Origin of the sequence: Terriglobus albidus (genome assembly GCF_025685425.1) — a bacterium.
Lineage (GTDB): Bacteria > Acidobacteriota > Terriglobia > Terriglobales > Acidobacteriaceae > Terriglobus > Terriglobus albidus.
On the sequence record NZ_JAGTAS010000026.1, the window covers coordinates 104,875 to 130,280 of the forward strand.

23 protein-coding genes are annotated in these 25,406 nt (G+C 58.0%); 10 read left to right on the forward strand and 13 right to left on the reverse strand.

Translation table 11 applies throughout. From position 1 onward, the window contains the following. The first annotated feature begins 153 nt into the window (after positions 1-153). The 4 genes from OHL21_RS04675 (at position 154) to OHL21_RS04690 (ending at position 3,206) form a co-directional block, all read left to right on the forward strand. Positions 154-309: a hypothetical protein gene (locus tag OHL21_RS04675; RefSeq protein WP_263416088.1), complete on the forward strand. Its 156-nt coding sequence runs from the start codon at positions 154-156 to the stop codon at positions 307-309. 49 nt (positions 310-358) lie between these two features. Then, positions 359-2,113, forward strand: coding sequence for a DUF885 domain-containing protein (locus OHL21_RS04680; RefSeq protein ID WP_263416089.1), 1,755 nt, complete (start codon positions 359-361; stop codon positions 2,111-2,113). 150 nt (positions 2,114-2,263) lie between these two features. Further along, complete coding sequence (locus tag OHL21_RS04685; protein ID WP_147645673.1) at positions 2,264-2,464, forward strand: cold-shock protein; 201 nt, start codon at positions 2,264-2,266, stop codon at positions 2,462-2,464. Between the two features lie 250 nt (positions 2,465-2,714). Continuing rightward, positions 2,715-3,206, forward strand: a complete 492-nt coding sequence (locus tag OHL21_RS04690) for a hypothetical protein (RefSeq protein WP_263416090.1) — start codon at positions 2,715-2,717, stop codon at positions 3,204-3,206. 384 nt (positions 3,207-3,590) lie between these two features. Here OHL21_RS04690 and OHL21_RS04695 read toward each other — a convergent pair whose 3' ends face one another. The 4 genes from OHL21_RS04695 to OHL21_RS04710 form a co-directional block, all read right to left on the reverse strand. After that, on the reverse strand, positions 3,591-4,289 hold the full coding sequence (locus OHL21_RS04695) for a DUF4118 domain-containing protein (protein ID WP_263416091.1): 699 nt from the start codon (positions 4,287-4,289) through the stop codon (positions 3,591-3,593). Positions 4,290-4,291: 2 nt separating this feature from the next. Beyond that, positions 4,292-5,593, reverse strand: a complete 1,302-nt coding sequence (locus OHL21_RS04700; protein WP_263416092.1) for a glycosyltransferase — start codon at positions 5,591-5,593, stop codon at positions 4,292-4,294. 213 nt (positions 5,594-5,806) lie between these two features. Beyond that, the gene (gene dnaG, locus OHL21_RS04705; protein ID WP_263416093.1) at positions 5,807-7,579 is read right to left on the reverse strand and encodes a DNA primase; all 1,773 of its coding nucleotides are present in this window, start codon (positions 7,577-7,579) and stop codon (positions 5,807-5,809) included. Between the two features lie 30 nt (positions 7,580-7,609). Continuing rightward, positions 7,610-8,317 carry an SIR2 family NAD-dependent protein deacylase gene (locus tag OHL21_RS04710; protein WP_263416094.1) on the reverse strand — a complete coding sequence of 236 codons (708 nt, stop codon included), beginning with the start codon at positions 8,315-8,317 and terminating at the stop codon, positions 7,610-7,612. Positions 8,318-8,336: 19 nt separating this feature from the next. Here OHL21_RS04710 and OHL21_RS04715 point away from each other — a divergent pair, with 19 nt between their 5' ends. Together OHL21_RS04715 and OHL21_RS04720 are read left to right on the forward strand one after the other, a co-directional pair. Continuing rightward, complete coding sequence (locus tag OHL21_RS04715; protein WP_263416095.1) at positions 8,337-9,068, forward strand: RNA methyltransferase; 732 nt, start codon at positions 8,337-8,339, stop codon at positions 9,066-9,068. A gap of 41 nt (positions 9,069-9,109) precedes the next feature. Next, the gene (locus OHL21_RS04720; RefSeq protein WP_263416096.1) at positions 9,110-11,431 is read left to right on the forward strand and encodes a S9 family peptidase; all 2,322 of its coding nucleotides are present in this window, start codon (positions 9,110-9,112) and stop codon (positions 11,429-11,431) included. 251 nt (positions 11,432-11,682) lie between these two features. Here OHL21_RS04720 and gluQRS read toward each other — a convergent pair whose 3' ends face one another. Then, the gene (gluQRS, locus tag OHL21_RS04725) at positions 11,683-12,513 is read right to left on the reverse strand and encodes a tRNA glutamyl-Q(34) synthetase GluQRS (protein ID WP_263416097.1); all 831 of its coding nucleotides are present in this window, start codon (positions 12,511-12,513) and stop codon (positions 11,683-11,685) included. A 196-nt stretch (positions 12,514-12,709) separates the two neighbouring features. Here gluQRS and OHL21_RS04730 point away from each other — a divergent pair, with 196 nt between their 5' ends. Together OHL21_RS04730 and OHL21_RS04735 are read left to right on the forward strand one after the other, a co-directional pair. Then, positions 12,710-14,578, forward strand: coding sequence for a M2 family metallopeptidase (locus tag OHL21_RS04730; RefSeq protein ID WP_263416098.1), 1,869 nt, complete (start codon positions 12,710-12,712; stop codon positions 14,576-14,578). A 159-nt stretch (positions 14,579-14,737) separates the two neighbouring features. Next, the gene (locus OHL21_RS04735) at positions 14,738-17,536 is read left to right on the forward strand and encodes a TonB-dependent receptor (protein WP_263416099.1); all 2,799 of its coding nucleotides are present in this window, start codon (positions 14,738-14,740) and stop codon (positions 17,534-17,536) included. A 456-nt stretch (positions 17,537-17,992) separates the two neighbouring features. Here the strand turns inward: OHL21_RS04735 and OHL21_RS04740 are convergent, their stop codons facing one another. Then, positions 17,993-18,868: a M23 family metallopeptidase gene (locus OHL21_RS04740; protein ID WP_263416100.1), complete on the reverse strand. Its 876-nt coding sequence runs from the start codon at positions 18,866-18,868 to the stop codon at positions 17,993-17,995. A gap of 27 nt (positions 18,869-18,895) precedes the next feature. After that, positions 18,896-20,236: a DNA polymerase Y family protein gene (locus OHL21_RS04745; RefSeq protein WP_263416101.1), complete on the reverse strand. Its 1,341-nt coding sequence runs from the start codon at positions 20,234-20,236 to the stop codon at positions 18,896-18,898. Between the two features lie 315 nt (positions 20,237-20,551). On the opposite strand from OHL21_RS04745, the gene OHL21_RS04750 reads away from it, so the two are divergent. Further along, positions 20,552-20,938: a cupin domain-containing protein gene (locus OHL21_RS04750; RefSeq protein ID WP_263416102.1), complete on the forward strand. Its 387-nt coding sequence runs from the start codon at positions 20,552-20,554 to the stop codon at positions 20,936-20,938. 462 nt (positions 20,939-21,400) lie between these two features. Here OHL21_RS04750 and OHL21_RS04755 read toward each other — a convergent pair whose 3' ends face one another. From OHL21_RS04755 to OHL21_RS04780, 6 genes are all read right to left on the reverse strand, one after another. Next, positions 21,401-21,949, reverse strand: a complete 549-nt coding sequence (locus tag OHL21_RS04755) for a DUF6580 family putative transport protein (protein ID WP_263416103.1) — start codon at positions 21,947-21,949, stop codon at positions 21,401-21,403. 104 nt (positions 21,950-22,053) lie between these two features. After that, positions 22,054-22,932, reverse strand: a complete 879-nt coding sequence (locus OHL21_RS04760) for a hypothetical protein (RefSeq protein ID WP_263416104.1) — start codon at positions 22,930-22,932, stop codon at positions 22,054-22,056. 83 nt (positions 22,933-23,015) lie between these two features. Next, positions 23,016-23,174: a hypothetical protein gene (locus OHL21_RS04765; RefSeq protein ID WP_263416105.1), complete on the reverse strand. Its 159-nt coding sequence runs from the start codon at positions 23,172-23,174 to the stop codon at positions 23,016-23,018. Between the two features lie 65 nt (positions 23,175-23,239). Further along, positions 23,240-23,398, reverse strand: a complete 159-nt coding sequence (locus OHL21_RS04770) for a hypothetical protein (protein ID WP_263416106.1) — start codon at positions 23,396-23,398, stop codon at positions 23,240-23,242. Positions 23,399-23,458: 60 nt separating this feature from the next. Further along, the gene (locus OHL21_RS04775) at positions 23,459-23,617 is read right to left on the reverse strand and encodes a hypothetical protein (protein WP_263416107.1); all 159 of its coding nucleotides are present in this window, start codon (positions 23,615-23,617) and stop codon (positions 23,459-23,461) included. 294 nt (positions 23,618-23,911) lie between these two features. Next, complete coding sequence (locus tag OHL21_RS04780) at positions 23,912-24,442, reverse strand: hypothetical protein (RefSeq protein WP_263416108.1); 531 nt, start codon at positions 24,440-24,442, stop codon at positions 23,912-23,914. A gap of 21 nt (positions 24,443-24,463) precedes the next feature. On the opposite strand from OHL21_RS04780, the gene OHL21_RS04785 reads away from it, so the two are divergent. Next, a complete protein-coding gene (locus tag OHL21_RS04785) occupies positions 24,464-25,315 on the forward strand; it encodes a class I SAM-dependent methyltransferase (RefSeq protein WP_263416109.1) in 852 nt (283 codons plus the stop codon). Positions 25,316-25,406: the final 91 nt, after the last annotated feature.

The window sequence follows — 25,406 nt, forward strand, 5'->3', positions numbered from 1 at the left end:
AAGTCTAGTCCACCTCCAGGGTGAAAGCAACACCTATCAGACGATAATTATTATCAAAGTTGGCGAATGGCGTTGACATAAAGGTCATTGCGGGTAAAAATCCGAGTCATCCGGGGACCGGCGGAATGCACGTCTTCCGGATCAACTCGTCACATGAATCTTGACTGCAAGCACCCTCAGGTCCGCGTTGTTTCCCGCGATGAAGATGCGGAGTTCGTTGAATGTCTCCAGTGCGGAGAGGTTTTTGACTCCGAAGAGTTCCATGACATGCAGATCGAAGAAGAAGTCCTGAACGACGAAGAAGAGTAGGCGGACAGCCGCGTCCTAATTCACTGGCGATCTCTGGTATTGTCGCTGCATGCGTCTTCTCCATGCGGTAGTTCTCTCCAGCGGCATTGCTGTGTCTGCGGCCGCCCTCGCCCAGGTTGCGCCGGTCTCGGAGCGGATCGCCGCTCAGAACAAGCTCTTTGAAGAAGAGTTCCAGGAGAGCCTGCGACAGTCGCCACAGCGTGCGACGGCTTATGGCGACTATCGCTATAACGACCAGCTCGACGATGTCTCGCTGGCAACGATCGCCCGTCAGAACGAGCACCGCAAGGCGTATCTGGCGAAGCTGGATGCAATTTCGACCGCGGGATTTCCGGAGCAGGATCTGCTTTCACATCAACTCGCAGTCCGCAGTCTGAAACAGGCACTCGATAACTACGAGCTGAAGGACTATGAGATGCCTGTCGACCAGATGGGTGGGCCGCACACCAGCCTGGCAGATCTTCCGAACGCTGTTCCTCTGGATTCGGTGAAGCATTATGAGGACTACATCGCGCGGCTGCACCAGATTCCGCGCGTCTTCCAGCAGACGATGGAAGCGATGAAGGCCGGCGAGAATGATCACCTGATGCCGGTGCGGTTTCTTCTGGAGAAGGTTCCAGGTCAGTGCGAGGGTGTGATCCGCGCCAATCCATTTCTGCGGCCAACCCAGAAGTTCCCTGCGAGCTTCTCTGAGGCGGACAAAAAACGGCTGACCGATCAGATCACCGAGACAGTGGAAAAAGAAGTATTCCCGGCCTATCGGCAGTTTGCGGCGTATGTCCGGGACGAGTATGCTCCGCACGGCCGGACGCAGCTTTCGATTACCTCGTTGCCCAATGGCAAGCGCCGTTACCAGGCAGCGATCTACAGCCGCACCACTACGAATCTGCCTCCGGCAAAGATCCACCAGATTGGTCTGGATGAGATTAAGCGGATCGAGGCTGAGATGACTGCGGTGGCCAAACGCGCCGGGTATCCGGATCTGGCCAGCTTCCGGGCATCCATTGTGGGGAATCCGAAATACATTCCTACTTCGGAAGAGCAGATCCTCGACAACTTCCGCAAGGCGATTGCGCAGATGGAGCCCAAGCTGCCGCAGCTCTTCACCCTGTTGCCTAAGTCGCCGGTCACCGTCGAGGCGATCCCTGCCTTCCAGGCGGCCATGGCGACCCATTACCAGACTGGAACCCCCGACGGAAAGCGGCCGGGCCGCGTATCGGTTGCGGTTTCGGACTTCCAGCACCGGGACACGATCAAGGATGAGGCAGTTGCGTACCACGAGGGGATTCCCGGGCATCACATGCAGCTTTCGATCCAGCAGCAACTCACCGGCCTGCCCAGCTTCCGGCTGCATGGGGGGAACTCTGCTTATGTTGAGGGATGGGCGCTTTACGCCGAGCAACTGGGTAAAGAGGTCGGTTTCTACCAGGATCCGGTCTCCGATTATGGGCGGCTCTCCTCAGAACTCTTCCGGGCGGTTCGCCTGGTGGTCGATACGGGAATTCATGATCTTGGCTGGTCACGCGATCAGGTCGTCGAGTTTATGAGAAATTCACATGCCGTCGACGAGCCTACCATTCAGTCGGAGACGGACCGCTATATCGCATGGCCGGCGCAGGCGCTCTCCTACAAGCTGGGCCAGTTGAAGTTTGTGGAACTGCGGGAGCGGGCAAAGAAGGAACTGGGGCCGAAGTTCGACATCCGGACTTTCCATGACGAGATGCTGGACGGAGGGGCGCTCCCGCTGGATGTGCTGGATGCCCGTACTGATCGCTGGATCGCCGCGCAGAAGATGGCGCATTAAGGCGTGTCATCCGTTTGTGAGGAAATCTGGTACGATAAATCAACATCGTAGAATCCGATCTTGTAATCCCTGCATGTTCCCCCAAAGATGAACACGCAGAATTCCAAACATCAGAATTCAGCGGTACATCACAGGTAAAGAGGAACAACAATGGAACAGGGAACAGTGAAGTGGTTTAACGACGCTAAGGGATTCGGCTTTCTGAGCCGCGATAACGGTGAGGATGTTTTCGTGCACCACACCGCCATCAATGCCAACGGCTTCCGCTCGCTCGCCGAGGGACAGCGCGTTCAGTTCAACGTCGTGAAGGGCCCGAAGGGCTTCCAGGCTGAGAACGTTACGGCCGTCTAAGTTCACTCACGGATAGAGTGCCGAAGGGGACAGCGTTCGCGCTGTCCCCTTCGTGTTTTGGCGGGACGCAACTGCCGGGCGGGCATTCTGCATCTATCTTTCCATCCGGTTTATGGGCGGTCGAGAGCCGATAGCCCCTCCTTCCGGAAGGGTCTCTTATCCTTCCAGGGCATTGCGCTCCGCACGTCTTTCGCCCCAACCAAAGCACGACAACGTCTGTAGCCACATCGGCTTTGGAGAGATGACATCCATGCGTCATGTTGTTCATGACAAGTATTTTCTGAAGGATCTGCTCCGTGAGATTGACTTGTATGACCGCAAAATCGAGCATCTTCGGCATCACGCGCAGTTCGAGTCTGAACCCGAGCGCGAACGCGCTCTTCGTACCGCTACAACCCGTCGCGACAATCTGACGGTGACCGCTCGTAAGCTTATGGCTGAGGGAATTGCACACGATCCCATGGGGTTACCTGCTTCCATGATGACCCCGGAACAGTTTGCTGAGCGCCGCCAACATATCCAGCAGGAGCACGACCCGGCAGCGGCGATTCCGCATGAGGTTCACGTGATGGCGGCGCCGTCGTCAGAGCCCTCAAATGAGGACAGCACAGAACCGCAGACACCATTTGGAGAGGCGATCGAACGCCTGCAGCAACAGGCGAAACATGCAGGCATGCCTCAGGTGAACTGGAAAGAGGAACTATTGGACTATAAGCGTAAACGGAACAAGATTCCGGCTTAGGGCATTGCGAGCGCAAATTCGTGAACCCGTACTCTGGATGCCCCATCGATTGCAAATTCGGCGAGCCCCAGCGAACTTGTTCGTTGGTTCCGGGAACTAGGTTCGCTGGATGAACTATTCGAGCGGAGCTCGAGTAGGCGGGAGCCGTGGGCTTTTAGCCCATGGTTTACCAGGTTCTATAAAAAATGGGCTTTAAGCCGTGGGCCTTCTTTATCTGCTAGGAAAAGGCCCGAGGCTTAAAGCCCATTTACTTTTACACTTTTAGCAGCGGGCTGAAGCCCGCTGAACACCCCATCCAGCAAGGCTGGATGGGGACCCCGCTGCTCCCACCTGTTCCAGCCATCCTCCTGGCTATCTCAGATCAGCAGAGTTTGTCGATACACACTAGTGCAGAAACGCCTGGGGATCGGGGGTCGGAGCGCCCATCTCAAGGCAGACCGCAAGCAGCCCGTTTTCCTGGCCTTCGGGACGGACGCCGCGCATCTCCACTAAGCGGGTGACGCCTTCCGGCAGGATCATGTGGAACTGCAGGTCGATCTGGCCACTGGACAGAGCCGTGTGTATGGCAGCTTCGACACGCGCGCGGTCCTGTCGCGCGATCTGTCGCAGCCAGTCGGCATAGGTGCGCGTGATGGTTACGTGGGGAAAAGCGGGCGAACTGAGTTCTACGCTTTCGCCGCCGGTGTCATATCGCCACCAGTATCCCCCGGTGACGGCAACAGGAGAGACCCTGCGCCAGGCACGGATAAGGTAGTGAGAGCGGAACAGGAACGAGATCAGCAGCGCATTCATGAAGAAGGCGCCCAGGCCGACCCACTCGCTTGTGCCTTCCACTCTCCAACTCCCCTGCGGATAGCGAAGCAGCATCTGCCCGGCAAAGCAGAGTGCGGTCGCCAGTAGACCGGGTCCCAGGCCGCCGAACCAGGCGGCGAGGGTGACGGCAGCAAGCATCCATGCGGACTCCAGCCGGATATCCATCCGAAGCAGCACAGTGCTGAGAAGAATGGACAAGGTCGCAACACCGATGGCGGCGCCATAACGTACCGGCGAAGGGTAAGGATTGGGGAGCTGCATCTTTTGCATACTTAGAGTCCGCTATGCCTCGCTGCACTTTGGGAGCCGCCGAATGGGAGATCTGGAGCCGGGCGGCATAATTTGCGCAATTCGGTCTCGATCTGATGCATGAGATTCTCAGTGGAAGCCACGGCCGTGTACCTCTGCCGATAGGTTGCCCGGGCGTTTTGGCCCATGGTTGCCCTGGCGTGATTGTCCAGCGCGTCCCAGCGCTCCAGCAGGCATACCGTCCCTTCCAGCGTGTCCGGCTCCGCCATGCCCGCGTCCTCGCGAATTACATCGCGATAGATCTGCACTTTGTCGCTCAGTAGCACCGGTGTGCCGCAGCACATGGCTTCGGCGGCAGCGATGGCGAAGTTCTCCTGGTGTGAGGGAAGAACAAAGGCATCGGCCTCCTGCAGCATGGCCCATTTCTCTTCTCCCTGCACCATACCCGTCCAGAGAATGCGGTCCTCGATGCCCAGTTCCTTTGCCAGCTCCCGCAGATACCGTCCATACGAGCGGTCCGCGGGACCGGCGAAAACCAGTATCCGCTCGCTGTCGGCCTCGACACGGGCGAATGCCCTTAGTAGCAGATCGCAGCCCTTTTTAGGATGGAGTCTGCCAAAGAACAGGAGGTACTCTCTCTGTTCCAGTTGGGGCCATCTCTGGTACAGGCCGGACGGATCGATAGGATGTTGAGGCCCCTCAACTCCTAGAGCCGCAACCATCGCCCGCCACCTGTATGGGAAGAATGCTGATGTGGAGCGGCGAAGCTCCTCGTCTGTCGTGAAGATGACAGAAGCAGCCCCATCAAGGGCGCGACGCCCGATCGTGTGCCAGTAGAGAAGCTTCTTCACGTGCTTGAACCGAAAACTCTGGTTGAACCAGGGATCCAGCATGCCGTGGACGAAGACAAAGTAGGGAACATGACCGCGCAGCAAGGTGTAGGCGGCCTGATGCGGATACTGCCACAAGCCATGCACGATCACGGCATCGAATCGTGACCGGTTTTTCTTCAGCCATTCGGATAAACGCTTGGAATAGCCGTACCCGACGCCAGGACCGAGCCGATGTACGGGAAATTCAAACGCGGATACGTCCGTAGATTCGTCATCCGCACTCGCTGCCTCGACGTTATAACCCATAGCGGCTTGCGTCTTGCCCAGAAGACGAACCACCTCCGCCGGGCCTCCTCCACGGAGATCCAGGGATGTAATCAAATGAAGGATACGCACAGACAAAGTCCTTGGGAGCCGGGTGAAGTGCAGCTCAGCAGCCGGGCGAGAAAAATTATTACCTTCATCCTTATGATGCTTTTTATCGTGCAACATGTGGCATCGGGAGACTCGAATCGTTGAGGTCCCAGGCGCCTATCTTTTGTTTGATAGCCAATTCGGGATCGAGCTCGTGGGATATCTGCTAACAGGGTTGCACGAACCCTGCAATTTAGATAGGGAAAAGCGCAACTTTTCATGAAGAGTAATGTCTTAAGCCCGACACTCGGGCAAGGGATCGACGCTACGGTGCTGGTTTCACTTAGCCAGTTATAACTCTCGTAACTGACGTGTGATTACCATCTGCTGTTCCGTTAGCTTGCCGACCATAGCGGTGTCGCCGCGCCGATTCGCTTCTGCCATCAGAACGCGAATCTCGCGTTGCTGTCTCTCCAGGCTGCTGCGCTGGAGCGTGTGAAGAGCTCCCTGAAGATCTTTCTCCAGGCTTTCATCGGAGCTATGGATTTCAGAGAGGACTTTGGCCAGGATCTCGGCGAACTGGGGTTCGGAAGCCGCTTCGAGTGGGTTTGCCGGCACCGGGGCGTTCGCGAACTGTTCCAGCAATGGTGCGGTAGCCAGACCGGCATACCACTGGGGGTTGAGCATCAGGTATTCACTCGCGGTACGCCGTGGAGCGGTGCCCTCAGCCTGAAGCAGGGCACGCAGCAGGATGCGTTCTGTCTCGGAGACGGGAGTTGCGACGCTCCTGCGGACAGAGTCGAGCCGGTTGGCGGCGGCCTGTCTGATCTCCTGGCGAAGAAGAGAGCCGTCGATGCCTAGTTTCTGGGCCGCATCAGAAATGAATTCGTCGCGTCGAATCGCGGATGGCACCCGACGGATGTGCGGTAACAGATAGTTCACCGCCTTCACCTTAGCCTCGGGGGAGCGGAGAGGGAAAAGCATCTGGGCGCGCTCGATGAGGTAGTCGGAGTGTCGCTTTGCCTTTCTTAGAGCTGCTCCGTATGCCTGGATGCCCTGTTCGCGGACGAAGCGATCGGGGTCAAGACCGCCTTCAAGAGTCACGACCTTGACCTCGAAATCCTCTTCCGTAAGCAGCGCGATGGACTTCTCCGCGGCGGTGGCTCCAGCGGTATCAGGATCGAAGTTGACGACAACGCGTTTGGTGAAGCGGGAGAGCAGGCGTACCTGTGCCTCAGTGAAGGCGGTGCCGCTGGTGGCCAGGACAGGCTGAATGCCGGCCATGAAGACGGAGATACAGTCCATCTGGCCTTCCACCAGAAGGGCGTAATCCTGTGCGCGGACAGCAGCCTTCGCTTTGTCCAGATTGAAGAGGACCTGCCCTTTGGTATAGAGAGCAGTCTCCGGCGAATTGAGATATTTGGGTGTTTTTTCGTCGGGAAGCAGAGCACGTGCCGTAAACGCGATGACCTTGCCCTGCTCGTTGCAGATGGGAAACGTGACCCGGTTGCGGAAGCGGGCATAAAGATTGCCGGTTGGCAGTCCCTGCTGATCCTGCTCTTTGCTGGTGAAAAGACCGCTGGCGCGCAGCACCTCTTCGCTGAAGTGTTTTCGCAGCTCGTCCCGCATGTGATTGAAGTCATCCGGAGCAAAGCCGATGCGGAAGCGCTGCACGGTCTCGGGTGTAATGCCGCGGCCGCTCATATACTCGCGGGCACGGGCTGCCATGGGAGAGTTCAAGGCCGCCTGGAAGTACTGTGTGGCGGCCTCGTGGACATCGATAAGCTGCCGCCGCAAGCCTGCTTCGCGGGCATCTTCGGGAGACGAGAAGTCGCGCTTGGGCAGCGGGATACCGGCCTTCTGGGCGACGATGCGCAGCGCCTCGGGGAAGCCGACATTCTCCAGCTTCATCACAAAGGTAAAGACATCGCCCTTCTCATGGCAGCCGAAGCAGTAGAAGTAGCCATGGACGGCGTTGACCGAGAAGGAGGGAGATTTCTCTTTGTGGAAGGGGCAAAGGCCGGAGTAGTTCTGGGCCCCGCTCTTGCGGAGGCGGACATATTCCTCGACGATCTTGACGATGTCGGCCTGCCGCTTGACGAGCTGTGCGAAGTCATCCGCCACTGCTTCTAGTGTAGGTGAGCCGATGTATGCCTAGAGCAGAAAGCTCGGCAGCACCTCGGTGGCGGCGCCCAGGAAGATGGTGTCGAACGCCTCTGCATTCAGCGGTTCTTCCGGGCCGACATAGATCGTTTTCAGTCCACCCTGATTGGCGATCTGGACAAAACCCGCAGCCGGATAGACCGAGCCGGAGGTTCCCACGACCAGAAGATGTGTTGATGCAGCAAGACGGCTGTAGATCTCATCCATCTTCAGCGGAATCTCGCCAAACCAGACGATATGCGGCCGCACTGCGGCACCGCAGGTAGTGCATACCGGCAACGCAGCAGCATTCTCATAGAAGGCACGGTCCGCGAAGGGTTTTTCGCAACGCACGCAGCGCGACTGGAAAAGGGAACCATGCATGTGGTGCACGCGTTGGGAGCCGCCACGCTCGTGGAGGTCATCGACGTTCTGCGTACAGAGATACAGGCGATCGCCAAGCTTCTGTTCCAGGGTGGCCAGGGCTCGGTGAGCGAGGTTCGGTTCGGCGGCCATGGCATCGCGTCTCCGCATGGAGTAGAAGCGCCACACCAGCTCCGGATCAGTCTCCCAGGCCTCGGGGGTAGCAACCTCCTGGACGCGATAGCCGTTCCACAGACCGCCGCTTCCACGGAAGGTGGCCAGGCCACTCTCGGCGGAGATGCCGGCGCCGGTCAGGATGAAGAGACGCTCGTTCTCGCCCAACCCAAGTTCGCTCATGCTGCCTAGAATAGTCCCTGTGCTGACACCTGAGCAGAAAGAGAATCTGGTGGTTGTGCTGACCGGCGCGCGCAACCCGTTGAACATCGGCGCGGCGGCTCGTGCAATGAGTAATTTCGGCTTTCGCACTCTCCGGATCGTGACCGAGTTCCCGCTGCCGGTGACAGAGGCGAAGAGTGCCGTGGATGCCGCCGAGGTGATGCAACAGGCGGCGGTTCATACCAGCTTCGCCGAGGCTGTCGCTGACTGCAGCCTGATCTATGGCACGACGGCGGTCGGGAACCGGAGACTGGAGCATCCGGTTGAGCCATTACCGCAGGCGGCCGCGCATGTGAGAAATGCGCTGGCAGGGCAGCAGCGCGTGGCGATCGTCTTCGGCAGTGAAAAAACGGGTATGACTAACGAGCAGATGAGTTACTGTTCCGGCCTGCTGACCATTCCGATGGAGGTGCATGGGACCTCCATGAACCTGGGACAGTCAGTCGCGGTTTGTTTGTGGGAGCTCGCACGCGACGGAGCAAGTCCCTGTGAGGTGGCCGGGGATCAGGGCCTTGCCGACAGCGCGGCGGTAGACCGTTTTGAAGCGGTGCTTCGTGAAGGCCTGACAGCGACCGGCTATGAGGCGAAGTTTCCGGCTAACTGCGGTGAAGAGATGACACGCCGCCTGGTGCGACGGCTCCGGTTGAACCGGAAGGACGCTGAGATCTGGACAGGCATCTGGCGGCAGGTGCTTTGGAAGCTGCGGCAGTAGCACGATGTATGCTCAATGCATCCATTTGGAGGCAGTCTCTGATGCGTCTTTCCGTGCACTCTGGTGCGTTTCTGTGCGTTTTGACCACAGTCGCTCTGGCCCAGCCGGGCCGGGTCTATACCGATGCAGATTATGCCGCCGCTGAGCAGCGGCTTAGCTACAACGTCAATCCGCTGGTCTATCACCAGGTCAACCGCGTGGAGTGGATGAAGGATGGCCGCTTCTGGTACCGCGATGTTGGCCCAGAGGGAGCGCAGTTCTTCGTTGTCGATGCGAAGGGAGCCAAGTCTCCCGCGTTCGATGCAAAGAAGGTTGCGGCTTCTCTCAGTGGATTACTGAAGCGCCCTGTGGATGCCGCGCGGTTGCAGGTCAGCTCGCTGGAAGAGGGGAGCGACGGCAAGTCCCTTGAGATTGGTCTGCAGGGCGGGAGGTTCCTCTGCCAGAAGGCGGACTGGAGCTGCACCACGATTACGGCGCCGTCCAGTGGAACAGCAGGCCGCCGTTCTCCGGAGGCGCTGAGTCCCGATGGTTCGCAGGCCGCCTTTATCCGTGACTGGAACCTGTGGGTACGCGATGTGAAGTCCGGCGGAGAGAAACAGCTCACGACCGATGGCGTGAAGGATTATGGCTACGCCACTGACAACGCCGGCTGGACACACTCCGACAGCCCGATCCTGGTCTGGTCGCCCGACGGTAAGAAGATTGCCACCTTCCAGCAGGATCAGCGCAAGACCGGTGACATGTACCTGGTCAATACACAGATGGGACATCCGAAGCTGGAACAGTGGAAGTATCCACTGCCCGGCGATAAGGATGTGACGATGATTGAGCGCGTCATCATCGACGTGCCTGCAGCAAAGGTCCTGCGCCTGAAGATGGAGCCTGACCAGCACCGGTCAACCAACTGCGACGACGTAAGCTGCCGCGGTGGCTCCGGATGGGACGATGTGCAGTGGGCCGAGGACTGCAAGACTCTGGGCTTTGTCTCCACCTCGCGCGATCACAAGTCCGCGATCTTCCGCATTGCCGACGTCGAAACCGGTGAGATCCGCACCGTGATGAATGAGACGGTGAAGACTTACTTTGAAAGTGGCCATGCTGCGGTGGACTGGAAGTATCTGCCGAAGTCGAATGAGCTGCTCTGGTTTTCGCAGCGCAGTGACTGGGGACATCTGTATCTCTACGATCTGAAGACCGGTTCTTTGAAGAGCCAGATCACCAGCGGGGAGTGGAATGTCTATACCGTGCCGAAGGTGGATGAAGAGAAGCGGGAGATCTACTTCACGGGCATGGGCCGCGAAAAGGGCGACCCCTACTTCCATTACTTCTACAAGATCGGTTTTGACGGCAAAGGCCTGAAGCTGCTGACGCCGGAGACGGCCGATCACAACATTGTGCTCTCGAAGGACGGCAAGCTCTTCGTCGATGCATTCTCCACCGCCGATACGCCGACTATGACTGTATTGCGTGACAGTGACGGCAAACAGGTGGCGGAGATTGCGAAGACGGATGTTTCGAAGCTGACCGGATGGATTGCACCTACACCGATTACGGTGAAGGCGCGTGACGGCAAGACGGATCTCTACGGCTATCTCTACAAACCAGTGAACCTCGATCCGTCGAAGAAGTATCCGGTGATTGACTACATCTATCCGGGGCCGCAGACGGGTTCCTGTGGCAGCCGCAGCTTCGCGGCGGCGCGCGGCGACAACCAGGCCCTGGCGCAGCTTGGGTTCGTGGTGGTGTGTATCGACGGCATGGGAACACCATGGCGCTCGAAGACCTTCCAGGACACCTGGTACGGGAAGATGGGCGACAACACATTGCCAGATCAGGTGGCCGGGATCAAGGAGCTGGCGGCGAAGAATCCGTGGATGGACCTGAATCGCGTCGGCATGTGGGGACACTCGGGCGGAGGCAATGCAACGGCGGATGCGATGTTTGCTTATCCGGATTTCTTCAAGGTGGGTATCTCAGAGAGCGGTAACCATGACAACCGTTTGTATGAAGATGACTGGGGCGAACGCTACCAGGGCTTGCTGGAAGTGGGCCCGGATGGCAAGACCAGCAACTATGACAACCAGTCCAATATCACGCTGGCAAAGAACCTGAAGGGCAAGCTGCTGCTGGCGCATGGAACGATGGACGATAATGTTCCGCCGTACGAGACGTTGATGGTGGTGGATGCGCTGATCAAGGCGAATAAGAACTTCGATCTGCTGCTGATTCCGAACGCGCATCACGGCTATGGCGATGCTTCGCGTTACATGATGCGGCGGCGGTGGGATTACTTCGTGACCAACCTGATGGGGGCGACGCCTCCGGCGGAGTACAAGATGAGCACGAAGCCGGATGTGTTCTAGCAGTTGATGTGAATGACGGAAGAGGCATGGCCATAGGCCATGCCTCTTCCGTTTTTGGCTGCCCATACACCGGGTGCCCCGGGTCCCTAAAGGGACCTGGGCATTCGAGCGAAGCTCGAATGTTTTGTTTGTCATCCCGAAGGGATCTGCTTCTCTACCACGGTGCGAATCCTTGGTAGAGAAGCAGATTTGTCCGCTCCCTTTGGTCGCTGCGAAATGACAAACAAAAAGAAGACATTCGCGTTGAATCGCTACTTTGCGAAGCTCTCGATGAGTTGTTGGGGCGAAATGCCCTGTGCTTGAAGGGTTCTCAACGCAAGTGCATCGTGGCGTTTGGCGAGCCGTTCGCCGTGATCATCCAGCATAAGCTCGGTATGGAAGTAAGCCGGCGTGGGAAGTCCGAGTGCCTGTTGCAGCAGGATCTGCCGCGCGGTGGACTTCAGCAGATCGCGGCCGCGTACAACCTCGGTGATCCGCATGGCCGCATCATCCACAACACAGGCGAGCTGATAACTCGGCAGGCCGTCTTTGCGCCAGATGAGGAAGTCGCCGAAGTCTTTGCCGGCAACGAACTGTTGTGAACCCAGATTAGCGTCGGTGAATGGAATGACCTCTCTGTCCGGTACACGAAAGCGATAGTTGACGCCGGCAGCGAACGGCTGCGATGTGATCCCGTCGGGACGGCAATGATTGTCATAGACCGGTTCGTTATCGTCTTCGGCATGGGGAGCGGCGATCCGCGCCAGGTCTTTGCGGGAGCAGGTGCAGGCGTAGGCCCGCCCCATTGCGAGCAGGCGCCGCAACGCATCTTCATAGAGAGGCAGCCGATCTGATTGGGTATAGGGAGCAAAGGGGCCGCCGACATCGGGACCTTCCTGCCAGTCGAGCCCAAGCCACCGCAGGTCTTCCAACATGGCGGCGGTGAATTCCGGTCTGCATCGCTGGCGGTCCAGATCTTCATTACGCAGCACCAGTACTCCGCTGGCAGCACGCTGCTGCGCGATCCAGAAAGTACGCGCATGCCCCAGGTGCATATAGCCGGTCGGAGTAGGAGCAATGCGGCCCCGGTAGAGGATGGACATATGTCCATCCTAGTTGCTGGTTGCTGGTTGCTGGTTGCTAGTTCCTGGTTGCTAGTTCCTGGTTGCTAGTTGGAGCTCGTTTGCATCTGCTGTCCAGCCCCTCCGGAAGCCGATTCGGAAGCGATACCTCGTATACAAGCAAGGATTCAACTAGCAACCAGGAACCAGCAACTAGCAACCAGATATACTTTCGGCCATGCGGAAACTCCTCCTGAGCTCTCTTTTTGTTGTCACGTGTGTACCGGTATGGTCGCAGAAGGCGCCTACAGCTGCGGATGCGAAAGCCTTTGTCGATAAGGCCAATGCGGAGCTGCTAAAGCTTTCCACCGATGCCTCGCACGCGGAGTGGATTGCGGAAACGTACATCACCGATGACACGGAATCGAATACGGCGCTGCAGAATGAGCGCGTCGCTGCTCGTTCGCTGGAGTTGACGGCAGAGAGCCATAAGTTCGACAAGGTTAAGCTGCCGGACGATCTCCGCCGTCAGATCCTGCTGCTGCAGCTTGGTGCGCCCGCCGCGCCCAAGGATCCGAAGTTGCTGGCGGAGGAGACGCAGCTTGCAGCGCAGTTGACCGGCATGTACGGCAAGGGCAAGTTCTGTGTGGAACCACAGAAGTGCGAGGGAATCGATCCCTTGTCACAGATCATGGCCAAGTCCCGTGATCCTGAGGAGCTCAAGAAGATCTGGGTGGGATGGCACGACGTCGGTGCCCCCATGCGCCAAAAGTACAGGCGCTTCATCGAGCTGCAGAATATCGGTGCGAAGGAGCTGGGGTACAAGGACACAGGAGAGTTGTGGCGCGCGGGATATGACATGACTCCGGCGGAATTTTCTGCGGAGCTGGAGCGTGCCTGGACCCAGTTGCAGCCGCTTTACGATGAGCTATTTACCTATGTCCGCACACGGCTGATCACGAAGTATGGCAAAGCGGCAGAGCGCGCTGATGGAAAGATTCCCGCGCACTTACTCGGCAACATGTGGGCACAGGAGTGGGGCAATATCTATGACATCGTCGCCCCCACAGATCCGCAACTGGCACAGTACAAGCCGGTCAACCTGGAAGAGGCATTGAAGAAGCAGATCGCGGCGAAAGATCCGGCAGCGGCGCCCGCATTTGCGTCTGGGACGGACCTAACAAGCGATGCCGGTCAGGCAGCGAAGCTGGCAGCAGGCAAAGCGATGGTGCGCTATGGTGAAAGCTTCTTTACCTCTCTCGGCTTTCCAGCTCTGCCCGCCACCTTCTGGGAACGTTCGCAGTTCGTGCATCCGCGGGACCGTGACGTTGTGTGCCACGCTTCCGCCTGGGATCTGGATTCGGTTGATGACCTCCGGGTAAAGATGTGTATCGAGGTGAACGACGACTACTTCACCACCGTGCACCATGAGCTTGGGCACAACTTTTACCAGCGCGCCTATAACAAGCAGCCATTCCTCTTCCGTGGCGGAGCGAATGACGGATTCCATGAGGCGATCGGAGATGCCGTCGCGCTGTCGATTACACCTTCCTATTTGAAGGCGCTGGGACTGAGCGGATCGGAGCCTCCTGCTGAAGCCGATATTCCGCTGCAGCTCCGCACGGCGCTGGATAAGATCGCGTTCCTTCCCTTTGCTCTGGCGCTCGATAAGTGGCGGTGGGGTGTGTTCTCCGGAGAGATCAAGCCTGCGGATTACAACAAAGCCTGGTGGGAGCTGCGGGGCAAGTATCAGAAGGTCGCGCCTCCGGTGGATCGCTCCGAGGCCGACTTCGATGCGGGAGCAAAGATGCATGTGCCCAGCAACGTGCCCTATGCCCGCTACTACCTGGCGCGCATCTACCAGTTCCAGTTCTATAAGGCCATGTGCGATGCCAGCGGGTATCGAGGACCATTGAATCGTTGCAGCTTCTTCGGGTCGAAAGCCGCGGGAAATAAGTTGGCAAAGATGCTGGAGGCAGGGCAATCACAACCCTGGCAACAGACTCTCAAAGAGATGACCGGCAGCGATCATCTCGATGCACAGGCGATGGCGGAGTACTTCGCTCCCTTATACGCCTGGCTTAAAGTGCAGAACGCAAAAAAATAAAGCTAACCGGCAGCACTTCCTCCGGTCTAAGTCACAAGCCGGGCCAATTGCTTTAAACGGGAATGATTGACATACAAATCATTTCGTTGCAGTATTACGAAGTAATTCGTACATCGATTCTATTTTCCCGGATGCTGAGTAGGGGAGGGGTTCCGCTCGATGAGAACCGTGCTGCGTTTTTTTGCCTTGTCTGTTTGCCTTTGGGCCGCTGCGCTGATTGCGCAGGCTGTGCCGCATGTATCGCAGGTTTCGTTGACGGTGCTCGATACCTCCGGTGCCGCAATTCCGGGGGCGACGGTGCACGTCTCTCCGCAGCTTGGAGAGGATCGACAGACCGATGGTCAGGGAAATGTGGCGATACCCTTGCCGGCCGGAAGCTATGACATCACCGTCAAGGCAGAGAACTTTCGTGAACGCACGATGAAAAAAGTGCTCGTCCTCGACAGCAGAACTACGCCGTTGTCAGTGGTGCTGGTTGTCGCGGGTGAAGACGAGGTCGTCGAGGTCTCTGGCGAGGAGCAGGTCTCGAACGACAGCAGCTCGAATAAAAGCGCCCTGGTCTTCAAAGGTGACAAGCTCGATACGCTCTCGGACGATCCGGAGATGATGCAGCAGCAGCTTACGTCGCTGGCCGGTGGCGATCCCACCAATCCTCCGCAGCTTTATGTGGATGGCTTTGCTCACGGAGAGCTTCCTCCGAAGGAGAGCATCCGCGAGATACGCGTCAATCAGAATCCGTTCTCGCCTTACTACGATCAGTTCGGCGGCGGCCGCATTGAGGTCTTTACCAAACCGGGAGCCAATAAGCTGCACGGCAACGTTGCCACCAACTTCGGAGCGCAGGCGCTCAACGCCAACAATCCGTATGCGGCTTCGGTGCTGCCGTATACGAACTACTATCTCGATGGCGGCGTGAATGGTCCTCTGGGCAAGAACAGCTCCTTCTATTTCACCTGGCAGCAGCGAGGCGTCTCGGCCAATCAGATCATCAATGCAACCGTGCTGGACTCGAGCCTGAATCCCGTCAATGTGCAGCAGACCATCGCCAACAAGCGGTCTGTCCAGAATGACTCCGTCCGGCTCGATCATCAGTTCGGCAAGAAGAACACATTGATCGGGCGCTACAGCTACAGTAGCGTTCTGGTGCCGGCCTCAGGGGCGGGACAACTCGTGCTTGCATCGCAGGCCTATCGGAACAGCGTCCGGACAGATACTTTCCAACTCACCGATACTCACATCTTCAGTCCAAAGGTGGTGCTGGACTCCGCGGTGCAGTATCTGCGCAGCAAGACGAGCAGCGATGCCACATCGAATACACCCTCGCTGATCGTGCAGGGTTCCTTCAGCAGCGGAGCCAACACCATCCAGCAGGAGCACGATCACCAGGACCGTATCGAGCTGCGCGAAGAGGCATCGATCTCTTCGGGAAATCACTATCTTAGGACCGGCTTCCGCTATCGCTGGTATCACGATTCGAATCTCTCGCGAGCCGGCTACAACGGCCAGTTCATCTTTCCTTCGCTGGCCGCCTATCGCATCACGCTCGATGGCATTCAGCGCGGCCTTACTCCCGCGGCAATCCGCGCGGCCGGTGGAGGAGCGACGCAGTTCTCGTTGACGGCAGGTACTCCCACGGCGGCTGTGAGCGTCGGAGATCTGGGCGTGTACTTCGATGACGAATGGAAGCTGAACCGGAACTTCACATTGAACCTGGGTATCCGCTTCGAATCGCAGACGGGAATTCCTGATCACTTCGATCCCGCACCGCGTGTGGGCTTTGCCTGGTCTGTCCTGCATCATGGGAAAGCCAAGGAGCCTTTCTTTGTGATTCGCGGCGGCTTTGGCATCTTTTATCAGCGGTTCGATGCCGGCAATATCCTTCGCACCTATCGCCAGAATGGCGTGACGCAACAGGCATTCATCGTTCAGAATCCCGACTTCTATCCCAATATTCCGCCACCCTCTTCGTTGCCGCAGTATCTGAATACCATCTACCGGCTTGATCCCAATCTGCGGTCGCCGATGCAAATGCAAGGAATGGTCTCGGTCGATCACAGCCTGGGCAAGTACGGCTCTATCTCGGTGCAGTACTACCAGCGCAAATCCACGCACCAGTGGACGTCGCTGAATATTAATGCGCCGCTACCAGGTACGTATGATCCCAGCAATCCCAGCAGCGGAGTGCGGCCGCTGGGAGGAAACAGCAATCTGTATCAGTTCTCCTCCAACGGTCTGTCAGAGGGCCGCACCCTGGGTATCAATGGCAATTTCAACGTGACGAAGTCTCTCAACCTGTGGTCATTCGTTGGCTTTGCGCATCAGGAAGGCAACGTCAACTTCAGTACCAGCAGCTCTTCGGGTTTCTTCCCGTCGAACTCGTACAACCTCAATGCCGACTACGGCCGTCTCGCGGGGTTCTCTCCGATACGCTACTTCGGCGGAGCGAACTTCAAACCAGGCTGGGGCACGGCCTTCAACGTTTTCATGTCCGCATGGTCGCAGTCGAACTTCAACATCACGACCGGTACCGATTTGAATGGAGACGCGCAGTACAACGACCGGCCGGCATTTGCGACCGATCTGACGCGTTCCTCGGTGGTGCGGACGGCTTGGGGTAATTTCGATACCAAGCCAATGGCCGGGCAGACGATCATTCCGATCAACTACGGCACTGCGCCGGGGCTTTTCTACATGGAGCTGTATTTCAACAAGAACTTCTACTTCGGCAAGCGGCCGGAGTCGGCCAAAGATACGGCGAAAGAGAAGCTGCCGCAGAAACCATATCGCTTTCAGATCGGTGTCGGCGCAGACAACCTGCTGAATACGAATAATCCTGGAGCGCCTGTTGGGGTGTTGAGCTCTCCGTACTTTGGCAAATCCATTTCGCTGAACACGCCGTTTACGAATAACAGCGCGGCGAATCGTGCGTTGTTGATGCGGGGGGCGTTTTTCTTCTAAGGGTGAGCATGATCGTATTTTCGTTTGTCATTTCGTAGCGACCGAAGGGAGCGGAGAAATCTGGTTCTCTACCTATAGCGATTGGGGTGTTCCTAAAGCGGGTCCTTCGCTAATCACCCCAGCGAACAAGTTCGCTGGGGACCCCGAACGCTCAGGATGACAGCCAAATAGCCGTTGTATGAGCGCTGAAGGCGCGTTCTATACCAGCCTGGGGCAACGCCCCAGGTACGGTGCCACAAAGTTATTAAAGGGCTGAAGGCCCGCTCTATATAACGATCTTCAATCCCAGACCTATCATTTATCGAAATGCAATTCCATGCATCGCGAGAAAGACGCGGAAACAGCGGATGAGAGAGATTGTGCAATTGCGGGACTATAGATCGGGCCTTCAGCCCTCAGGCCTCTTTACTATCCGCAAACCTGGGGCGTTGCCCCAGGCTGGTATAGGTCGCGCCTTCAGCGCTCTTCTCGCGTCTCTGGTAACTTCATCGCGAGCAGCGCTGCAGGATTCAAATTCTCACCACCCCAGCGAAGCGACACGTGCAGGTGTGGTCCTGTGACGCGTCCTGTCGCTCCGGAGAGGCCGAGTAGCTGGCCTTTCTTCACCATCTCGCCTGCCTTCACCTGTAAGCGCGAGAAGTGCATGTAGATGCTGAAGAGCTGATTGCCATGATCGATGATGACGCAGTTGCCTTCAAGAAACATGCGCCGCGCCAGCACGACCCGGCCCGAGTTCAGCGCATGGACAGCAGTTCCGGGACGTGCGGGAAAGTCTGATCCGCGATGGATGCTGACCTTCTTCCCGTTGAAGATCCGGTTGTCGCCGAAGTTGTCGAAGACCCTGGAGGCAACCGGCGCCGCAAAACTGCCGGACCATAATGGCTGCGAGACAGAGCTTGCAAAGGCGCGCTTCTTCGCGGCTGCATCGCGCTCCATCTGCCGCTGCGCCGCAGGGCTGGGGGCGATGAAGGCCTTCGCCACAGAGAGCGTGCTGGAGTGAAAGTTCGCCGCGGTTATCTGTATCTCCTGCGTTGTGTTCAACGGTGCACCACCTGCATAGATTCCGCCGATCGATATGGGATAGGACGTTGGCTCCTGTTCGACATCGGCTCCGGCGAGGGCGTACCAGATGCGTCTGTCGTTTGCGGGAAAGAAGCCAACCTCTTTACCAAGCCATGTCGCCGTGATATGCGTTGCGGGGCGATCGAGTGTGAGCGTGAATAGTACCGGCGATCCCTGTTCGATATGCTGCGGCTGCCAGGTAAGTGTCTGCGCATGGAGAGCCGAGGCAGCAAACAGAAGCAGAACGACGAGCAGCGGAAATCTAAGCATGCCTCTACTGTGCAACGAGAGGATAACCTACATCCACTCGCTTCCGTATTGCACCGGAATCTGCGTAAAGGCGATGCGCGTCGGCGCGGAGTCGCGGGCCGACATCATGCCGGCAAGATGCACGGTGGTATGGCCATGTTTGAGGTTGATCTGATCGATAGCCGAGGAGAGCTGCGAGCGGCGGTCCTGATCGGCAAAAAGTCCCGGGTTATGGTGAGACTCCGGCAGCAGGCGTCCGAGCGTGACGCCAACGAAGAATGGTTTTTCAAAGTCAGGCCCCTGCGGCCGCTTCTGCCAGAGCTTTTGCAGGACTTCCAGCAGCGTGAGCGTATCCTGCGCATCCGGGAAGCGGGCTTCCATTCCCCAGCCGGTATGCTTCAGGCCGGAGAAGTGTTGTTTTGACCGCAGTCGCTCTGCCTGTTCGCGATTCAACGCGAAGCGGATGTGCAGCGCCATGGAGCCGGCATAGAACTTCTCCATCCGCAGCCGCATGGCGGCTTTATGCAGAAGCTTGTGGGCCACCGCCCAGGAGCCGGGGATGGTGCGATGCTCGGGAGCAAGAACGTGAGAGTGGCCGAGAGACTTCTGGATCTCACTTGGCACGGGAGCGCCGTCGTCGCCGGTGACATGACCGCGCAGCCAGTGATAAAGGCGGTCTCCCCACACAGAGTCCCAGAGCTTATGCATCCCTGGGCGATCCAGCGCCAGGAGTTGCGGCATGGTTTGGATTCCCTGGGCCTTCAGGCGAGCCTCAGTGCGGGCACCCACGCCGGGAAGGTCACGCAGCTCCAGGTGTGCGATGGCGCGCGGCAACTGCGAGGGAAGCAGGCCTATCAGGCCATCGGGCTTTTGCATGTCGCTGGCGATCTTCGCCAGGTAGCGGTTCGGCGCCATGCCGATGGAGCAGCGCAGCATCTCGCCGACGTCTTGATAGATCGCCTGCTTGATGTTGTGGGCGATGCGGCGCGCATTTTCCGGCAACTGTTCGCGTCCCATCAACTGGCAGACCATCTCATCAATGGAAGGCGTATGTGAGACAGGACATACGCGTTCGACCGCTTCTGCGATGGCATGGGAGAACCTCGCGTACTCGGTATGACTGCCTTCGACGAGGATGATGCCAGGGCACTTCTGCTTGGCCTCGCCAACGATGGTGCCTGTCTTGACGCCAAACTCTTTGGCTTCATAGCTGGCGGCGATGCAGGCAGTGGTATCGGAGTTGGTGGGAACAACGGCCAGCGGGCGGTTGCGGTACTCCGGATGAAGCTGCTGCTCGACCGAGGCGAAGAAGGAGTTGAGGTCGATGTGCAGAAAGACGAACCGGTCCTCCGGTATGCGGAACTCGCTGGATGGGGGCGCGGCCGTCATGGCAAACTGATTATATTCTCCTTTTCTTCGCTGGAATTGTGGATGCTTAAACATCAGACTCAAGGGTCTGTCATCCAATTCCCGCCGTCAGCGCCGGCAGCAGATTTTTTTGAGATCGAGGAGCGAGGAGAGAACTGTAGCTGATCTACTGGAACGACGAGGGACAACGAGATCGAGAAAATCTGCGCCGGCCCTTCGGGTTGCGGCGCAAATTCCCGTACTTCGTTGTCGGCCTCGGCAGTGGGAACGCCACAGCCTTCGGCCTCCGTCTCGTATGAACAAATTTGCGCTCGCAACGCTGACGACAGGAATTGGATGACAGACCCTAAGTCTATGAACGATTTTGGAACCGACCCGGCAAAGGTCATCAGCCGCCAAAGCGCGGAGCACTATCTCTGGGGCAAGCAGTGCGACGGCTGGCATCTTGTAAAGCAGGATGGCCTGAGTGTGATTGAAGAGCGCATGCCTCCGGCCACGAGCGAGGTGCGGCATCATCATGTGCGCTCGCGCCAGTTTGCTTACGTGCTGGAGGGTGAGTTGACGATGGAGGTCGAGCACCACGACTTCACGGTCCGCGCCGGAGAGGGGATTGAGATCCATCCCGGGCAGAGCCATCAGGCGATGAATCGCAGCGGAGGGGATGTGCGCTTTCTGATGATCAGCCAGCCGCCCAGTCACGGTGATCGGATCGATGAGGTTTAGTTTTGCCGGCTCTTTTATCGCACTTTAGGTAAACAAGCGGACACAGGTGGGAAGTCCAACTCAAGGTGCGTCATCTTCTGGTGGAGGGTCGTGCGAAGATCGAGGGTACTGAACTGTCTCCAGACATCCCTTACAACCCCGTCATAAGGATGTCTGGAGACAGTTCGGTGTCCCAATAGGTTTTTGTCTTGCTTAAGGGCATGGCTTCAGCCATGCCGTTCGAAATTCCTGGAACGACGCGGCTTAAAGCCGCTTTCTTTTGGAGGCTGTTGTCGCACGGCTAAAAGCCGTGCGCTTAAGCAAGACATTCGCACCTGCGGTGCGAAATGGCTTCGCGGTAATGGGAGCGCTGGACTAAAGCGCCGAGTTTTCGCTGACAAGCGTAAGGGTGTTTGGAGACAGCTTTGTCATGCAATATACAAAGCCCTCGCCGAAGCGAGGGCTTGTTGTAGTGTGTCGATTTTAGTGGGCCAGGTGGCTGTCGCTGGCGGCTTCGTGGGCTGCTGTCAGCTGGCGGACCAGGGCCGGCAGGCCGAAGAGCACACCGGCGATCAGGCCGGTCGCGATGAGGTCATTGCGGTAGAAGGGAATCGCTGCAACGTAGCAGGCGGCGAGTCCGCTCACGCTCTTGGCGTATAGGTTTGACCATGCCCAGACAAAGAAATTCGAGATCACAAAGAAGCTCGTGGCCGAGGCCAGCACCGCACCGGTGACGCGCAGGAAGCTCTGCTTTGCCAGAGTCACGTTCGCCATCAGGCAGACGCCGGCGTACCAGGCCCAGGTGGGCAGGTAATGCGAAGCGTGGAAGGCGTAGCCGTAGGCATAGACGGTCAGGTAGTAATCGGTCGCCATCAAGGCAAGCGTTGCAACGATGGCGTGCCACCGGTTGCGCTTTGCGCCGAAGTAGAGCAAACCGCCGCCGACGGCAGTAAAGCCAATCCCTGCGGAGTGGGTCAGGTGCGGCAGAAGGCGGCTGAAGACCGCGACGAGAAGTACCAGATACGCTGTCATAGTGAGGTGTCCCTAACGTTTTTATTCTGTGCTTATCGCAGAGGGCGGTCAAGCGAAAGGGTCGTCCGAAGACGACCCTTTTACATTTCCAACTGGAATGAAGCTTAGTTGAGGGCAGCGACCGGAACTGTCTTCTCAGCGGCGCGGCGCATGATCTCAAGCTCAGCGGGCGCAAAAAGATCGGGCGAGCTGCTGCCTACGACGACATAACCAGGGTCATGCCCCAAAGCCAGCGAAACCTGGTTCCACTTGAGGAAGGGAGAGGTCGTCGGCAGCACAATCATGCGGCGCTGCGGCTCGGGGATGAAGAAGTAGGCTGCCCAGATTCCGAACGCAATGCTGATGGCCACTCCGCGAACGATGCTGAGAGTGGAATAGACACTGGTCTGGTTCGTGAGGAATGCGGAGTAAACGAGCTCGACCGTCGACAGGATGCCCAGGCCGAGACTGATGCCGAAGATGCGGCTGCGGTGAGAGAGGCCCATCGGGCGGATGGCGAAGCAGACGAAGAGCAGCAGACACAAGGTCAGGATGCTCTGGGTGCGCTGCAACTGGTTGGCCGCATTGATGATGAACTTGGTGCTGGTCATGTGGGGGCCGAAGGCCATGCCAATGGCGACAGCGATCGAGATGGCTGCGGCCCAGCGGAAGACCAGGAGGCCCAGCGACTGCAGGCCTTTCAATGGTTCCATCGCCAGCTTGAAAATGCTGTAGATCACCAGGATGGAGAGGATCGCTTCAAGGGCGTAGGCGGTCCAGTAGGTATAGAAATAGATCGGGTAGACGGTGTGCTTGTCGACGCCTCTGGCCAACAGGCCGAGGATCAGCAATGCAATGCTGTCAGCCGCCACTTTGGTGGAGAGCAGGAGAAACAAGCTAAAGAACGCCCGCACCTGCCTGGCGCGAAACAGTGCGCCGATCGTGATCAGGCAGAGAAGTGGATCAACGTATTCCAGAAGCTCAATAACCGATTTTGCGTTCATGAACAGGCTCCTGCAGCTATCGGGACTTTAACTCTATCCCACGGGAGGAGCCGATTCAACGAATTTCCGCTGCAACTTTCGTATTAGAGACCGCAGGCGTTCGGGTCGTCGGGCGGGCAGGCCGGAACGGGGACGATGCTGGCGGCGCGGGTCGGCTTCACATCAGCGGTGCGGGTGTGCGCAGAAGCAACGGCTCCGGTGAGAGCAAGGGCAACAGCGAGAGTGCGAATGGCGATCTTCATGGTGTTCTTCCTCCTAGGAAATCCTGGGGTGATCTTTGGTTTTCACTGCATCAAAACGAATTGCATTAGAGGCCGCAGGCATTCGGATCATCGGGCGGGCAGGCCGGAACGGGGATGATGCTTGTGGTGCGGGTCGGCTTCACATCGGCAGTACGGGTGTGGGCGGAAGCAACAGCTCCGGTCAGGGCAAGGGCGACGGCGAGGGTGCGGATAGCGATCTTCATATTTGTGAACTCCTGGGAAGTAATAAATTACAGAAAACAAAAGATTTGCGGTCAGTATGACTAGAGGCCGCAGGCGTTCGGATCATCGGGCGGGCAGGCTGGAACGGGCACAATGCTGGTCGCGCGAGCAGGCTTTACGTCGGCGGTACGGGTGTGCGCAGAGGCAACGGCTCCGGTCAGAGCGAGGGCGACGGCGAGAGTGCGGATGGCGATCTTCATTGTGTTGAGAACCTCAATTCGGGCTAAAAATTTTTCTGGACTAGCCAGATGTCGAGAGAGTATCGTGGTGAATATCCATAAGTCCAATAGAATCAATTACATATAAAAATATTAATCATTTTTGATTACCGAGGTAACTTTCCCTCGATGCTGGCCTCCCCTGCCGCAAGTCCTAGAAAACAGTCAGGGTTCCGGCAAAAACGCGCAATTCTGGCGATTCCGTTTCGCCGCGATGCAGGTTTAAAAACGACAAAGCCGGCATCTCTGCCGGCTTTGCTGGCTTTTGCGTGACTCTTAGTCCACGACCTGCCATCCTGCCCCGGTCTGGGCCAGGGGAGTGGTTGCAGTCGCCTCACCGCTGAGGTCTTTGGCTAGTTGCGGGAAGGCTGCTTTCAGATCGTCAGACTTTGCCCATCCCGGAACATCTTTCATCTGGTAGCGATACGTAACACCTGTCTGCCGGAAGCCATCCTTTACTGCCGGAGGAGTATTGCTGAGCACCGCTGTCGCCTCGCGGTAGCCGTAGCAGTAGCGCGGAGCCCCGGTTTTGCCGTAGTCGGTCGGCTCGTAATAGGCAAGCTTCTCCTCCTTTGTGCGTTTGAGCAGCAGGACTTTTACCAGGGCATCGAGCTGTTGCTGCTCCTTGGGATTGCTGGTCGTGTAGGGGAAGCGCCAGCCGGCAGGGAACAGGCAGTCGCGGCGATGTTCTGGCCAGTATCGATTCAGTCCGGATAAGAAGTTCTCCGGCGTCTCGGCGGTTTTGCTGTTACAGCCGGCGATCAGGGAGACAGCGAGCAGGAGAGCAATACGTGCAGGGACTTTCATGTTTCGTATGATGCAAATGGAATGATTGAGGGAACTCCATCCCGAACCGCTCTCCGCGTTGCCATGCGGCGGGCTGCGCATCAGGTCTTTGATCGCCCGCTGGTGCTGGAGGATCCGGTCGCTTTGCAGATTCTTCCTCCGGAACAGCGGGACGAGGTCAAGCGCACGCCCGATGGTCTGCGTAAGCCCTTCTCGGCCGCAATCCGCGCCTTCATGGTGGTCCGCAGCCGGTATGCGGAAGACCTGCTTGGCGCCGCTGTCGCGCGCGGGTTGTCGCAGTACGTGCTGCTGGGAGCGGGGCTGGATACCTTTGCCTACCGCAATCCGTTCTCCGAGGTGCGGGTCTTTGAGGTGGACTTCCCTGCAACGCAGGTCTGGAAGCAGAGCCTGTTGGCAGAGGCTGGTGTTACGGTTCCGGGAAATGCTCGCTTTGCTCCCGTGGACTTTGAGGAGCATTCGCTTGCAGAGGGACTCGCCGAGGCGGGATTCGATTTTTCGCAGCCTGCCTTCTTTGCCTGGCTGGGCGTGGTGCCGTACCTCAGCGAAAGGGGATTTTCGGAGACGCTGCGTTTCATCGCGGAGCGGCCCGCAGGATCAGGTGTGGTCTTCGACTACTCGCAGCCGCGCGAGGTGCTGCCGCCGGTGGAGCAGATGATGCTGGACTCGATGTCCGCGCGCGTGGCGCAGGCAGGCGAGCCTTTCCAGCTCTTCTTCCGCAAAGAGGAACTGATTGACCGGCTCACGGAGGGCGGATTCGGGAAGATTGAGGATCTGGGTGGACCGGATCTCTCAGCGCGTTACCTTGCCGGGCGGGATGATGGGCTGGCGCTGCGGGGTAGTGGAGGCCGGATCATCTCGGCCTGGAGAGGGTAGCGGCCCGTCGACATAAGGATGTTCGAGCGAAGCTCGAACATCCACCCATCGGGTTGCGATGGATGGGGCACCAGTGGATGGGGCATCTTGA

Bases quoted from the DNA above. Each gene is read 5' to 3' on its own strand.
- OHL21_RS04735 (WP_263416099.1), top strand. From the start codon at position 14,738: ATGAGAACCGTGCTGCGTTTTTTTGCCTTGTCTGTTTGCCTTTGGGCC.
- OHL21_RS04780 (WP_263416108.1), bottom strand. From the start codon at position 24,442: ATGAAAGTCCCTGCACGTATTGCTCTCCTGCTCGCTGTCTCCCTGATC.
- OHL21_RS04685 (WP_147645673.1), top strand. From the start codon at position 2,264: ATGGAACAGGGAACAGTGAAGTGGTTTAACGACGCTAAGGGATTCGGC.
- OHL21_RS04675 (WP_263416088.1), top strand. From the start codon at position 154: ATGAATCTTGACTGCAAGCACCCTCAGGTCCGCGTTGTTTCCCGCGAT.
- OHL21_RS04785 (WP_263416109.1), top strand. From the start codon at position 24,464: ATGATTGAGGGAACTCCATCCCGAACCGCTCTCCGCGTTGCCATGCGG.
- OHL21_RS04695 (WP_263416091.1), bottom strand. From the start codon at position 4,289: ATGCAAAAGATGCAGCTCCCCAATCCTTACCCTTCGCCGGTACGTTAT.
- OHL21_RS04700 (WP_263416092.1), bottom strand. From the start codon at position 5,593: ATGTTGCACGATAAAAAGCATCATAAGGATGAAGGTAATAATTTTTCT.
- OHL21_RS04745 (WP_263416101.1), bottom strand. From the start codon at position 20,236: ATGACGGCCGCGCCCCCATCCAGCGAGTTCCGCATACCGGAGGACCGG.
- OHL21_RS04690 (WP_263416090.1), top strand. From the start codon at position 2,715: ATGCGTCATGTTGTTCATGACAAGTATTTTCTGAAGGATCTGCTCCGT.
- OHL21_RS04720 (WP_263416096.1), top strand. From the start codon at position 9,110: ATGCGTCTTTCCGTGCACTCTGGTGCGTTTCTGTGCGTTTTGACCACA.
- OHL21_RS04680 (WP_263416089.1), top strand. From the start codon at position 359: ATGCGTCTTCTCCATGCGGTAGTTCTCTCCAGCGGCATTGCTGTGTCT.
- OHL21_RS04710 (WP_263416094.1), bottom strand. From the start codon at position 8,317: ATGAGCGAACTTGGGTTGGGCGAGAACGAGCGTCTCTTCATCCTGACC.
- OHL21_RS04775 (WP_263416107.1), bottom strand. From the start codon at position 23,617: ATGAAGATCGCCATCCGCACTCTCGCCGTCGCCCTCGCTCTGACCGGA.
- OHL21_RS04755 (WP_263416103.1), bottom strand. From the start codon at position 21,949: ATGACAGCGTATCTGGTACTTCTCGTCGCGGTCTTCAGCCGCCTTCTG.
- OHL21_RS04765 (WP_263416105.1), bottom strand. From the start codon at position 23,174: ATGAAGATCGCCATTCGCACTCTCGCTGTTGCCCTTGCTCTCACCGGA.
- gluQRS (WP_263416097.1), bottom strand. From the start codon at position 12,513: ATGTCCATCCTCTACCGGGGCCGCATTGCTCCTACTCCGACCGGCTAT.
- OHL21_RS04760 (WP_263416104.1), bottom strand. From the start codon at position 22,932: ATGAACGCAAAATCGGTTATTGAGCTTCTGGAATACGTTGATCCACTT.
- OHL21_RS04730 (WP_263416098.1), top strand. From the start codon at position 12,710: ATGCGGAAACTCCTCCTGAGCTCTCTTTTTGTTGTCACGTGTGTACCG.
- OHL21_RS04770 (WP_263416106.1), bottom strand. From the start codon at position 23,398: ATGAAGATCGCTATCCGCACCCTCGCCGTCGCCCTTGCCCTGACCGGA.
- OHL21_RS04750 (WP_263416102.1), top strand. From the start codon at position 20,552: ATGACAGACCCTAAGTCTATGAACGATTTTGGAACCGACCCGGCAAAG.
- OHL21_RS04740 (WP_263416100.1), bottom strand. From the start codon at position 18,868: ATGCTTAGATTTCCGCTGCTCGTCGTTCTGCTTCTGTTTGCTGCCTCG.